General features: G+C 41.1%; 7 protein-coding genes. 4 read left to right on the forward strand and 3 right to left on the reverse strand.

Annotated elements, in window-relative coordinates; all coding sequences use genetic code 11:
* Positions 1 to 8: 8 nt before the first annotated feature.
* From LV83_RS09005 to LV83_RS09015, 3 genes are all read right to left on the reverse strand, one after another.
* Positions 9 to 4358, reverse strand: a complete 4350-nt coding sequence (locus LV83_RS09005) for a PAS domain-containing hybrid sensor histidine kinase/response regulator (RefSeq protein ID WP_111611215.1) — start codon at positions 4356 to 4358, stop codon at positions 9 to 11.
* Between the two features lie 315 nt (positions 4359 to 4673).
* A complete protein-coding gene (galE, locus tag LV83_RS09010) occupies positions 4674 to 5681 on the reverse strand; it encodes a UDP-glucose 4-epimerase GalE (RefSeq protein WP_111611216.1) in 1008 nt (335 codons plus the stop codon).
* Positions 5682 to 5819: 138 nt separating this feature from the next.
* Entirely contained in the window at positions 5820 to 8924 is a 3105-nt protein-coding gene (locus LV83_RS09015) for a PKD domain-containing protein (RefSeq protein ID WP_111611278.1), read from the reverse strand.
* Between the two features lie 167 nt (positions 8925 to 9091).
* Between LV83_RS09015 and LV83_RS09020 the strand changes: the two genes are divergently transcribed.
* The 4 genes from LV83_RS09020 (at position 9092) to LV83_RS09035 (ending at position 13788) form a co-directional block, all read left to right on the forward strand.
* Positions 9092 to 10711 carry an ABC-F family ATP-binding cassette domain-containing protein gene (locus LV83_RS09020; RefSeq protein ID WP_111611217.1) on the forward strand — a complete coding sequence of 540 codons (1620 nt, stop codon included), beginning with the start codon at positions 9092 to 9094 and terminating at the stop codon, positions 10709 to 10711.
* A 10-nt stretch (positions 10712 to 10721) separates the two neighbouring features.
* On the forward strand, positions 10722 to 12119 hold the full coding sequence (locus tag LV83_RS09025) for a sodium:solute symporter family protein (protein WP_111611218.1): 1398 nt from the start codon (positions 10722 to 10724) through the stop codon (positions 12117 to 12119).
* A complete protein-coding gene (locus tag LV83_RS09030; RefSeq protein ID WP_111611219.1) occupies positions 12106 to 13287 on the forward strand; it encodes a class I SAM-dependent rRNA methyltransferase in 1182 nt (393 codons plus the stop codon). The genes LV83_RS09025 and LV83_RS09030 overlap by 14 nt, the downstream gene beginning before the upstream one ends.
* 66 nt (positions 13288 to 13353) lie before the next feature.
* Positions 13354 to 13788: a hypothetical protein gene (locus LV83_RS09035; RefSeq protein ID WP_111611220.1), complete on the forward strand. Its 435-nt coding sequence runs from the start codon at positions 13354 to 13356 to the stop codon at positions 13786 to 13788.
* Positions 13789 to 14222 lie beyond the last annotated feature (434 nt).

Here is a 14222-nt window from a genome sequence, read left to right on the forward strand (position 1 = left end):
AATCAATTTTACACCTCTTCTTTTTTAATGATTCCCATCAAATATTCTATCTCTGACTCAATCTCTTTAAATCTTCGCTTCACAGATTCTGATTCAAATTCCTCTAAATGCTCCAGTGAGCTTGCCATTTTTGAAAGCCTAGGCATTCCAGCAGAAACAGCCGTCCCATATAGTTTGTGGCCTGCTTCATTTATCAGGTTTAGGTCTTCCTTTTTAAGTAAGTCATCCAGAGATTCCAGAGACCCAGTTAACTCAAGCTTCAAGATTTCTATAATATTCTCCAAAATCTGAGGGTCATTGTCAGTGTAACTCATCAACTTTTCCGGATTGTAGTGAATATCCTCCAGACCATTGGTATTATCCTGAGATAGCTTAATATCCGATTGTGAATCAAGCCATTTATTCAGAACCAACGCAACAGTTTCCTCTACCACAGGTTTGACCACGAAATCATCCATTCCAGCCGCCAGACATTTATCACGTTCACCCTTTACATTGCCAGCAGTAAAAGCAATAATAGGGACATGCTGATCCTTTTCCAACAGTCTAATATTTTTGGTAGCCTCATACCCATTCATAACTGGCATCTGTACATCCATGAGGATTATATCCGGCAACTGCTTTTGGCAATATTCTACAGCTTCTAGACCATTACTCACTTGCACCAATATGGAATTCGGAGCTATTTTGTTAATGATCGTTTTTGCAAGTAGCATGTTCACAAGGTTATCTTCCGCTACCAGCACCGTAAATTGTTTCTCAGAACTTTGCGCAATCTCCACTGGGTGCGACTCCTTAAATGACTCTACCGTATAAAGCCTGGATAATGCCTGATAGAAATCATTAATCTTCAAGGGCTTGATCAAACGATGGTGAATATGAAGTTCTCTACTGCTATCTATAATTCTCTGGTCATCTGACGAACTATGAAGTAACATGATCGGCTCATGTCCACTCCAAGATGGAAAACCTTCCCTGATTTTTCGGATTGTCTCCAGTCCATCCATAAACGGCATGTGATAATCCATTAGAATCACATCAAACTCCTCACCTGAGGCAAGAATCTGTAAAGCCTCGAACCCATGTGCTGCTTCCTTAGATTTAATATTCTTCAAAAGCAACATTTGCTTGACTATCAGCCTATTATTCTCGTTATCATCAACGATCAGTACATTCTTTATTTTTTCTACATCAAACCAAGCAATCGCATCTCCTTCCTCCGTTTTCAATTCAACATCAAAGTAAAATGTACTTCCTTCACCTAGCTTGCTTTCCAAATCAAGTTTACTGTCCATTAATCTGAGTAAACTATTCGATATCGTCAGTCCCAGTCCCGTTCCCCCATATTTTTTGGTAGTGGAGCTATCCTCCTGCGAGAATGCCTCGAAAATTTTTGATTGCTTCTCTGCCTTGATTCCAATCCCCGTATCTCTAACTGAAAAGCGGATTTTATGCAAATCTCCCTTAACTCCTAAGCTCTCTACTTTCAGTTCTATTTCACCCTTTTCGGTGAATTTGGATGCATTTCCCAGGAGGTTCACCAGTATTTGTTTCAAACGAACCGAATCGCCAAAGACAAACCTTGGCAAGTCGTTGGAAATATTCAGCAGCATTTCCAGACCCTTACTTTGGATTTGATAGGTAATAATATCCGTGGCCTGGGAGCACATCTCGTACAGATCGCATTTATCTACATCTAATTCCAGACGTCCAGCCTCAATTTTTGAAAAATCGAGAATGTCATTTATGATACTCAGCAATGCATTCCCTGATTGGTTTACTATGGACAGGTATTGATGCTGAGTCTCATTGAGACTTGTTTTTAATACTAAATCTGTAAAGCCGATCACACCATTAAGAGGCGTACGAATTTCATGGCTCATATTTGCAAGAAATTCTGATTTGGCAACACTGGCTTCCTCAGCCTGTATTTTTGCTTTTTTCAACTCTTGGCGCTGCTTGATACTATTCGTAATATTTTTGGTGAAAAGCATTACACCGCCAATTTCGCTATCATTGAGATACCAAGGCCTTAATTCCCAGGTGACATATTGTTCTTCTGAAAATCCGGATAGATTTATCAGATCCTCTTCCTTTTTTTCAACTGCGCCTTTTAATATACGCTGATGCCTTTCCTTTCTTTCTTGATCTACAAATGAAAAAATATCATAATGTGACTCGCCGATAATCTGCTGATCTTGCAAGCGATAATCCTCTATATAGCGATTGCTGACAGCAATGTATTTCATATTGGTATCAAACATCGCAACAGCCGCTGGAGTATGCTGCACAAATGCTGAAAGGCGACTCTTCTCACTGATCAGATCCAGTTCCATTCTTCGCATATCAGTGATATCTGTTGCAAATCCTAAATATCCTATAGTCACATGATCTACACCTTTAATCGGAGTGATTACCAAGGAAACTGTTCTTCTATCACCGGATTTAGAAATATAGGTCCAATCACGCTGTTCCTTTCCCAGCCTATCAGCCTTCGCATGAAACACTTCCTTTTCATCTATATCATTTCCAAATTCCTGTCTCAAAGCCAATATATGCTCTTCTAATTCAATCGGGTCATGAAAGAAACTAGGTTTGCGTTTACCAATCATTTCTTCAGCAGTATAGCCAAGCATTTTTTCCGCCCCTGAATTAAAAACAGAAATAAATCCCGTCATGTCAGTTGCAATTATACTCACCTCAGAAGATGCCTCAAACACATCATCAAGCACCTTTCTTGTATGCTCTAGATCTAACTGGGCCCGTTTACTTTCATCTATATCCTGAAACGTCCCGAAAACTCTTACACATTTTTCATCGATAAATTCCATTTGGCCAATTGCCCGAACCCAAATTTCATTTCCTTTGGCTGTAATAAGCTGTAAATCCTCATCCCATCCTTCCCCGGTCTCTATGCCGTGTTGAAGCGCATTGGTAATCGTATTACGACTTTCTCCCTCTTTATAGAAATTAATACCTGTGGTAATGTCAGGGACAAAATCAAACGGAACTTCATGAATAATCTTGGTCATTGGACTCCAGTAAACTTCCTGAGAAATCAGGTCAACGTTCCATCCACCGACTCTCGCTACTTTACCTGTCTCTTCTAAAAGTTCTCTTGTTCGAGTTAAATCTGCCTCCAATTGAACACGCTTAGTAATATCAATAGCATTCCCAATCACATAAACCCCAGCTCCAAAGGGATCATTCTCAATGACGTTATTGAACATCCAAATCAGCTGAGCCCCCTCTTTATCGAGGGTGATCATTTGACCAGAGGCTTTACCCTCCCTTTCAACAGTTAATAAGTATTGATTTATTAATTCATGACGATTTTTTGGTACAATATCATACAAGCTTTTTCCGATTAACTCGCTTGCAGTATATCCTATTTTTCTTGCTCCAGCCTCATTTACTGAGAGAAATACCCCTTTCAAATCATGTGTACACATCAAGCCTTGAGAGTTTTCAAAAAATGCCCGTAACCTTGCCTCGCTATGAGCTAATTGCTGTTCATTTGCTTGAGAATCAGTGATATCCCTACCAATACTATAAATATTTCCTGTCTTAGGATCTGGAGTAGACATCCAAGATAATACCTTGTAAGTCCCGTCTTTGCATAAAAACCTATTTGAAAATTCTACTGAAGAATCCCCTTTAGTCAATTTCGAAAACTTCCTAATTGACTTTTTAATATCCTTTGGGTGAATCAATTCGAAAAAGGATCTTTTCAATAAGACTTCATTATCCCAACCCAATAAATGAGTGAATGAAGGATTAATTTTTTTGAAATAACCATCTGTGTTTGCTACACAAATCAAATCATTAGATAGGTTAAACAATTTCTCCACAGTACTGAATTCAGCAATCAACTGTCGCTCCTGGATAATGATCACTGCCTCACTCACCAATAATTCTAGTCCTGTTTTGGCTTTCTCATTAAGGGAAATAGGATCACTTCCTACTAGTACCAAGCAGCCTTTGGCTACGCCAAATTCATTAATCAATGGAAGGCAAACAAAGAAACCAATACCCTGGGATTGTAATGAGCTCTTGAGCTTTTCAGAAAGTGAAAGTTCATGAACATTAAAAGAAGCAAAAGGTGAATCCAGATGTGATGCTTTACTTTTGAAAAAAGTAAGGAGTTCATCATTATGGATACTAATCCCAGTTTCAACTTTGAAACCAACCGCGTCTGTACCTTCAATTAGAATCAGCGCGTTTTCGGCACCTGACACTACAGCACTCAACTGGCAAACTCGATATAAAGAAATGTCCTGGACAGGATCTAGATTTTGATAGCTATAAACACGTGGTGATTCTAACTCTGTTTTTCCGTAGGCGGAACTATTACCCATAACTCACAATTGGTTTTCTCATAAAGTAATCAAATCCTACCTATGGAATGATCTCTATTGGGCAGCCAAATTATTACTCTTTAGCAACAATAAAAATTAATTGAACGCTAATAAAAAACCTTTCCAAAATGCTCTTATGCAGTTATTTAATAGCCTAATACGGCTATACACTATAAAATGCCTATTGAATCACCGAATCCGATTTTCATATTTAGGATGGTATTTAAACAAGAAAAACCCTCTTGATGATTTTTTTCACCTCAAGAGAGTCCTTTTCACTTTTTAGAAATTTTAGCGTTTAATTGTCAAGCAGAATCACAAAGTCTTTTGCCAGTTCCAGCTATCTCTTAGCGAGTCTTCCAGGGAATAACTTGGATGCCAATTGAATACAGAATTGATTTTAGCTGTATCTGCCCAGATCTTTACAATGTCACCCGGCCTTCTTGCACCGATTTCAAAATTGACTTTTACCCGATTGACTTTTTCAAATGTCCTAATGACTTCCAAAACAGTATTTCCGTTTCCAGTGCCTACATTGAAAACATCATAGAAATCAACCTGCTGCTCACCCAAATAAGCTAAAGCTTTTACGTGGGCATCCGCTAAATCCATCACATGGATAAAATCACGAACACAAGAACCATCCACAGTATCATAATCATCTCCGAACACCGTAAGTTTCTCACGAATACCCGCAGCAGTCTGTGTGACAAAAGGAACCAAGTTGGCCGGAGTGCCTATTGGTAACTCACCGATTTTCCCACTTGGATGTGCTCCTACCGGATTGAAATACCTCAGAGAAATCACGCGGATACCTGCTTGACTTTTCACAAAATCCATCAATATATCCTCACAGATTTTCTTGGTATTACCATAGGGACTTTCAGCATCTTGTCTAGGTGTCTCTTCAGTCACCGGCAATACTTCGGGCTGCCCATATACCGTACAGGAAGAAGAAAAAACCAAATCTTTAATTCGATTCGCTTTCATGAAATCCAGGATAGCCAGCAAAGAACCTATGTTATTCTGGTAATACTTTAAAGGCTGAACCGTACTTTCACCCACTGCTTTAAAGGCTGCGAAATGAATAACACCCGAAATTTCATGTTCAGAAGCAATTTTTTCCAAGAGACTTTTATCACTGCAGTCCCCCTTATAAAAGGTAAGCTTTCTGCCAGTGATCTCTTCCAGTCGATCCAGCACCTTTTCCTCAGAATTTGATAAATCGTCGATGATAATCGGATTGTAACCTGCTTCGATTAATTGAACCGCTGTGTGTGAACCAATGTATCCGGCTCCCCCGGTGATTAAAATATTCTTCATTTATGTTTAAAAGTTTGAGCTTACAAAACTATCCAATTGCATGGATTATAGAATTCTTTTAAGGATAGATTTGGGTAAAGACTCTATAGAAATGCCAGATCAAAAAGCAAATTTATGATCTACCCTTCTAAATGCTGATCATTTAATTAACAGGAAAGTTCCTCTTTTTTCAACACGTTTCATCTCTCCGTCTAAAGGAAAGCTATACTGCATTAGAAAGGTATAGGTTCCCAGAGTGGCATTTTCCCCATTAACCAATCCATTCCAGCCTTCTTTGCCTTGGTAGATCAATTGCCCCCATCTGTTGAAAACCCAGATGTCAAAATCGATCTCACAATTTGAAACCCCTTCAAAAAGCCCACCATCTCTGGAAGGATTATATCCTGTAGGCATACGCACCTCTGGAGCTTTTTCAGTGACTATTCCAGTTCCCAGACTCACACAGCCAGAAGCATCTGTGACTGAAATAGGGTAAGCCCCTTTTCCTAAACCTGTAATTGAATTACCAGATTGATTTTGCTCATCCCAAAAATAGACATAAGGAGCATTGCCTCCTGCCGGAAAAGCGAATAACTCCCCATTACTTCCACCCGGACAAGCTGGTTTGGTCAGTCTTACATCCACATCTAAAGCGCGAGGTGAACTTATTTCAAAATTAAGAGGAACAGAACATCCATTCTGATCTGTAACAGTAAGTTCATAAATCCCTTGCGCAACATCCGCCAAATTCAGACTACCTGTGAATTCCACCCCATATTCCAGATCAATTGTATAAGGTGCAGTGCCTCCTCTCACACTCAAGTTTAGTACACCATCTCTTTTCCCATAGCAACTCACACCAGCCACATCAAAAGAAACCAACTCCAATACCGGCGGCTCTTTGATCTCTAGATTTTCCAGTTTTCTTTCACAGCCTAATTGATCTGTGACCGTAACCGAATAATTACCAGCAGACAAACCTTCTGCGGTGGAAGCATTTAAAGTAGGATCATGAGACCAGGTAAAATTAAAGGGTGCAACACCACCTGTAATATCCAAAACTATTTGCCCATTGAATTCACTAAAGCACTTGACGTCTTCTATGCTAGCCACCGTCAGCAGGAACTCTTCTTCTACGTTTACTTCTACCGGATCAGAAGTTCCTTCACAGGATTGATCCACCAAACTATAGGTCAAATAGCTTACAGTTCCGATTATCCCAGGCACATTCCAGCTGATTTCAACTGTACTTTCATTTACTCCAGATACAATCTCTCCTCCGGTTACCACCCATTCATAACCTCTACTGCTTGATGAGTTTGGTGCAGAATAAAAGTGAGTGGCGAGCGGGTCAAAACACACATCCAAATTACCGATCGGCTCTTCTGCATCCAGCTCAATATTGATGACCACATCCAAAGTAAGAGCCTCTAGCACACAGCCATTGGTACTGATTGGATTAGCCGTGATACTTGCGTTAGGGTTTGATGGCCCCCAGTTGACCAGAACAGAATCTCCGTAATTTTGAACAACTGTACCTCCTATTACTTCAAAAGTCACAGATCCAATATTTTCCTGGGAGCTAAGCTTATAAATCAGTTCCTCCACATCTGGACAAACAGAATTAGCACCCAGTAGCTCAGCTTGGGACTCGAGCACTTCTACTTCAAAGGTCTCTTCCTCTTGCTGATCACAGGTGTTTGGACTGATTGAAGCAGTGACTGTAACCTCGTAAACTCCTGCCTTAGTAAAGATATGGGGCACTTCTTGACCTTCTTGGAGAGCTGAGCCATCTCCAAAATCCCAAGTAAAATAAGTAAAGGCTTCATTTTCCGGCTCAATACTCCAAGTCCCTTCCTGATCTAAGCAAGCGATCCTTTCGCCTTGCACTTCAAACTCATAGTCAGCCTGTATCTCAAAATTGAGATTATCCAGAGCCGCACCTACTGCGTACCCATAGGATTCCAAAAAGCCAAAACCATACACATAGGCTATAAAGCCTTCAGGATTTGTCAACTGATGTACTCCTTGGAAAATCCGGATTCGGGCATAATAAAAAGAGGCATTGCCAGGAACCACTGAAAATGAAGCTCCTATATTACTTCCATCCAAAATCGTTTGGTTTTGTGCACCGGCTGGAACCACAATATTTACATAATGATCTTGGATAGACTGAAGTGAAAGCGCAGAAAATTTCACACTCTTAAGAAGTTGCTCATTTGGGCTATACGAAATCATAAAAGGATCACCCTGATCGAACAAAGGCTGGGTTACTTGATTGCACTCTTGACTTTTAGCAAGGACTGTCACAGAGGAAGGCTTGCTTGTCTCAATCGAAACTGTTTCATCTGGAGCAAAATCCAAGGTCAAAAATTGAGTTGCACCAATGATTCCTCGGCTATTTCCATTGACAAATACCTCCGTATTGTCCTCTGCCGCCAGAACCTTCACCAATTCTCCTGAGGATCTTCCTTCCAAAGCAACGTGAATATAAGACTGACCCCAGGTAGATATAGGGTAAGCTTGCTGAAATAAGTTGTCGTTAGCTGCACCACAATTCCCTACAGAAGTCCACTTATTTCCTCCGAAAACAGCTATTTTCTTACAGGAATTAGCATCATCGCCGATTACCCGAACACGGGTTCCGGTCAGGTCAAAGCGCTCCTTAATCTGGTAACTTTGGCCACGGTTAAGTCTCTGGGTAAATGGCACAGAGCTATTACTTCTGGTGATTTCAATCTCTGTATCATCCTCAGTGGCAATCACCAGCATCAAGCTTTCATTATCAATATTTCCATCGTATTCCACGGGATAAGTGAGGCGCTCGAAATGCGAAGTAATCAAGTAATCTTTACCCAAAGCACTTACTGGAAGCACGACTGTCCCATCAGCACTACGTACCCGCTCGTTGAAGGCATAAACAGATAAATCTCCTGTGGAAGAAATGAAAATCCCTTTGCTCTCTACGATTCCAGATCCCCGGTGAAATACATCTATATCCTGGGAATCAACAATCAAGGTAAAACGTTCTCCTTCATTCAGGGATTGAGAGCTGGTATTTCCAAGGTATTCTATAGTGAAATCAGCAGCTTCCACAGCTGTAATCTCCAGCATTGCTCTATCTGTAGCTCCCGGTAAAATCCGGTTGTTTTCCATATAGCCTACCCAAAATTCCTTACCTACAGTAGAGATCTGCGCATGCGAAAAAAAAGCAAAGAATTGCAAGCAAAACACAAAGTACAGTACTCGGTAAAGTCTCTCCATATGGTCTAATTGGGCAGATTGAAGAACCAATATAGGCAACTGCAAAGGATTAAGCACCTCCGTTGATACAAAGCTTCCTAGCTATCTTTCAAAAGCTTGGGATTCACTTAGCCATCACATATATAATTCCTATCTTTGCGCCTCCAAAAAAGAAGAAAACCTCAATTATGATATCAGTAGATAACTTGTCATTAAAATTTGGCAAACGAACACTTTTCGACGAAGTCTCCCTCAAATTCAACCCAGGCAATTGCTATGGTGTGATCGGGGCAAACGGCGCTGGAAAGTCAACTTTTTTGAAAATCCTTGCCGGAGAAATGGAAAGTACCAGCGGAGGAATCAGCATCACTCCTGGTCAGCGTATGGCTGTGCTTAGCCAAAATCACTTTGGTTTCGATGAAGTGGAAGTGCTAAAGACTGTCCTCATGGGTCATAAGACGCTGTATGCCATCATGGAGGAAAAGGACGCCATCTACATGAAGGAGGATTTTTCTGAAGAAGATGGGCTACGTGCATCTCAGTTGGAAGCTGACTTCGCAGAAATGGACGGGTGGAATGCAGAATCTGACGCAGCAGCACTGCTTTCAGGCTTGGGAATCACCGAGGATTTGCATTACATGCAAATGAAAGATTTGGCTGGTAATCAGAAAGTGAGGGTTTTACTAGCTCAGGCACTTTTCGGAAATCCAGATATCCTGATTCTTGATGAGCCTACCAATGACTTGGATGCTGCCACCATCGAATGGTTAGAGAACTTCCTCCTTGATTTCAAAAACTTGGTGATAGTCGTGTCTCACGATAGACACTTCCTGGATTCAGTTTCTACACATATAGTGGATATTGACTTTGGGAAAATCAAGATTTACTCCGGTAACTACACCTTCTGGTACGAATCTTCTCAGCTCGCGCTGAAACAGCGTTCGGATTCCAACAAGAAGGCTGAGGATAAGAAAAAGGAATTGCAGGCATTTATCGATAGATTCTCTGCTAACGTGGCTAAGTCAAAGCAAGCGACTGCTCGTAAGAAAATGATCGAAAAGCTAAACATCGATGAGATCGAACCATCGATGAGAAAATATCCTGGCATCATTTTCAAACCTGAAAGAGAAGCCGGAGATCAGATCTTTATGACGGAGAATTTGGAGTTGAAAGCTGATGGAGTGACATATTTCACAGATGTAAATCTAATGGTGGACAAGGGCGATAAAATTGCTTTCATCTCAAAGACCAAGCAGGCGGTAAACAAATTCTTCCAGGTAATCATGGAGGAAATCCCAGCTTCGAAAGGAAGTTTCAAGTGGGGCGTTACCATCAACAAAGCCTATTTACCAAACGATAACTCGGAGTATTTTAAATCTGACCTATCACTGATCGAGTGGCTAAGACAGTTCTCTGGCAATCAGGAGGAAGCTTACGTGAGAACGTTCTTGGGAAGAATGCTCTTCACCGGAGAAGAATCACTGAAGAAATGTTCAGTACTTTCCGGAGGGGAAAAAGTGCGTTGTATGATCTCCAAGATGATGCTTCAGAATCCTAATCTTTTGGTCATGGACGAGCCTACCAACCACCTGGATCTGGAATCTATCACAGCATTCAACAATGCTATCATCGAGTATACAGGAACTGTCTTAATGTCTTCTTATGATCATGCTTTTGTACAGTCTTCCGCAAATAGAATTGTAGAATTCACGCCAAACGGTACGATTGATAGAAGGATGCCTTATGATGATTACTTGGAGAGCGAAGAAATCAAGGGGTTGAGGGAGAAAATGTATGCAACCAAGTAACCTAAGGTAGTTGCTACTCACCGCAATCATAATATACTTGGCGATCACAATCGCCGTCGGAGCTTGGGCTTCAAAATTCGTAAAGGGATCGAATGACTTTGTTTTGGCAGGTCGTTCGCTCCCTTTATTTCTTTCCGCCTCTGCCCTATTTGCTACCTGGTTTGGTTCTGAGACTATTTTCGGAGCATCTTCAGTCTATTTAGAAGAAGGACTACAAGGGGTAATCGAAGATCCTTTTGGGGGTGCGCTTTGCTTGGTGCTTTTTGGAATGTTTTATCTCCGCCCCATGTATCGCATGGGTGTATTGACTATTGGTGATGTTTTCAAGAAGATCTATGGTGACCAAGTTGAATTCCTTTCCACAGTTTTCATGGTGCCGGTTTTCTTTGGGTATGTAGCTGCGCAACTGGTTGCCTTGAGTCTGCTTTTCGGTATCGTCACAGGAATGAGTTTGGCGGAGGGAATACTTCTTTCTGCCGGTATCGTGGTCATTTATACATTTCTAGGCGGGATGTGGGCTATTTCTATTACCGACTTTATCCAAACCATTATGATAGTCTTAGGACTGATCACAGTAGCAATCTTGGTAACCAAAGATGCCGGTGGAGTCAGTGTGATATTAGATTCGGCTACTGAGGAAAGCTTTCAGTTTTTCCCTGATTCAGGTTTCGACTCCTGGATCAATTACTTCGGTGCCTGGATCATTATCGGTCTGGGAAGTATTCCAAGCCAGGACATTTACCAGCGTGTAATGTCTGCCAAATCAGAAAAAGTAGCCGTGCAATCTACTTATCTAGCAGGAGGGTTTTACCTAACTTTTGGGCTTTTGCCACTTTTCATAGCGCTTGGCGCAAAGGCGTTGTATCCAGAACTCTATTTAGAAAATAAGCAACTTATGTTACCATCTATGGTCTTGGCTCATGGCGGTTTACCGGTGCAAATCATCTTCTTTGGAGCATTGATATCAGCCATTATGAGTACTGCGAGTTCGGGTATGCTTGCGCCGGCTGCTTTGATCTCTGAAAACCTCATCAAACCACTTTTCAAAGGCAAACTTACTGACAAACACCTGCTTTGGACATTAAGAATAAGCGTACTCGGTGTAGCTATTTTGGCGGTATGGATGGCACTTCAGGATTCTAATATTTACGAATTAGTGGCTGGAGCCTCTATCCTGATGCTGGTTTCCTTATTCGTTCCACTCACCTCTGGGTTGTATTGGAAAAAGTCTTCAAAAATTGGCGCTATGCTTTCCATGATTATCGGTATGCTTACCTATTTAATTATGGATAGATTTGAGCCAGAAATTTCTTCTCACATTTACGGGTTGCTCGGCAGTGCTTTAGCTATGGTAGCGGGCAGCTTGCTATTCCCCAACAAATCTCAACTTAGTCATGAACTATCCTAAAATAATACTGAAACACGGCAAGGAAATATCGCTTAAACGAAAGCATCATTGGGTATTTTCAGGAGCTATTTTCCAGAAAGATTCTAATCTTGAAAATGGTCAGTTAGTGGCCGTTTACTCCTCCAAAGATGAGTTTTTGGGAATTGGTCATTTTGCAGAAGGCTCCATTATGGTTCGGATTATTTCTTTCGAAGAGCGGGAAATCGATCAGGCCTTTTGGGACGAGAAAATTGCTTCAGCCCTTTCTTTGCGAAAAAGTCTAGGACTTACTGACAATGAAGAAACTAACGTCTATCGATTAGTTCATGGTGAGGGTGATTTGCTTCCAGGATTGATGGTGGATTTCTATAATGGAACGGCAGTCATTCAGGCGCACCAAATCGGGATGCATGCGCATTTGAAGGAAATTGCCCAAGCGATAAAGAATGCTTTTGGAGATCAATGCTCAGGGGTTTATGATAAAAGTGCGGAGACTTTACCAAAGAATTTGGGAATCACTTCCAATGAGTGGATACTCGGTAAACCAAAAACTGACCTGGTTCAAGAGTATGGAGCGACTTATAAAATCGATTGGGAGAAGGGACAGAAAACCGGCTTTTTCATAGATCAGCGGGAAAACAGAAAGCTACTTGCCTCCTATTCAAAGGGCAAAAAAGTGTTGAATACCTTTTGCTATTCAGGAGGGTTTTCTGTGTTGGCTTTACAAGAGGGAGCAGCCGAAGTGCATTCTGTGGACATTTCTCCAAAAGCCATTGAGTTGACCGAGGAAAACATTCTGCTCAATCCTGAAATCAAAGGCAAGCATGAATCTAAGGTTGCAGATGTGGTGAAGTACATTCGGGAAATTGGTGATGATTACGATTTGATCGTTTTGGATCCGCCAGCTTTTGCCAAAAACCTAAAAGCTCGACATAATGCTGTACAAGCTTATAAGCGCCTGAATGCGGAAGCCTTGAAAAAAATTAAGCCGGGAGGAATTCTCTTCACTTTCTCCTGTAGTCAGGTGGTGGACAAGGCGCTTTTCCGCAACACGGTAACAGCTGCGGCATTGGAATCTGGGAGAAAGGTGAAAGTTTTACATCAAGTCACCCAGCCTGCAGATCATCCAATCAATATATTTCATCCAGAAACAGAATATCTTAAAGGTTTGGTGCTTTTTGTTGAGTAAAAACAACCTTTCTATTGAGGAGTTAAAGTCTTTTGGCCTATTTTCGTTTACTAATAAAAACAAATCATGTACACAGGAATACAACATTTACATTCAGGCGTAGCCTATCTGGCATTGCTAGCATTGGTGGTGGTCATCATTTACATGCTGATCGGATCACTTTCAGGTAGAGAATTCACCGAGAAAGATCGTAAAATCGGTTTAATCGCCTTTATCCTTTCTCATATTCAACTGTTAGTAGGATTGATTCTTTATTTCCTAAGTCCATTGGGATTCGAGATGCTTAAGTCAGGTTCGGCCATGTCCGATCCAGCAGCAAGACTATTGGCTATAGAGCATCCTCTGATTAATATCATTGCGATTGTGTTGATTAGCATAGGGTATATACGCGCGAAAAAACCAGGTGTATCCAGAGGAAGATTCAGAAGTATTTATATGATGTATGCGATTGGATTGGTGCTGATTTTGAGTAGAATTCCTTGGTCTGCCTGGTTGGGATGATGAGAATTTGAGATTCAAAAACTTCCAAATTCTTAATTCATCATTCGATATTCAGTATTAAATAGAAAGAGGTAGCATGTGATATGCTACCTCTTTTTGGTTTTATAGTTTGAAAGATCTAACCCTTTCAGGGCTAGAAAACTATTACCTAGATTAGCTAGCGATGGGTTGTACCCATCGCTGATATATTGAGGCCCTTCAGGCCTATCCTTCCAAACAATATGATTTACTACACATCCTACGCACACCGTGGCCTGTGTCCTCAAAGACCAATTTTAGGTACTTTTCAGGGTTTTTAATATTTGGGCTTGGTGATGAACCACTCGTTTTGGCGAACCACACCTTCCTTGATTTACATCTACTCTGCCAAAACTTGGAACTGATCGAATCATTCTCAACCCCGGGTTTCACCCGGGGCTATTAATGGTTTGACC

Origin of the sequence: Algoriphagus yeomjeoni, from assembly GCF_003259505.1 — a bacterium.
In the GTDB taxonomy this organism is placed as follows: domain Bacteria; phylum Bacteroidota; class Bacteroidia; order Cytophagales; family Cyclobacteriaceae; genus Algoriphagus; species Algoriphagus yeomjeoni.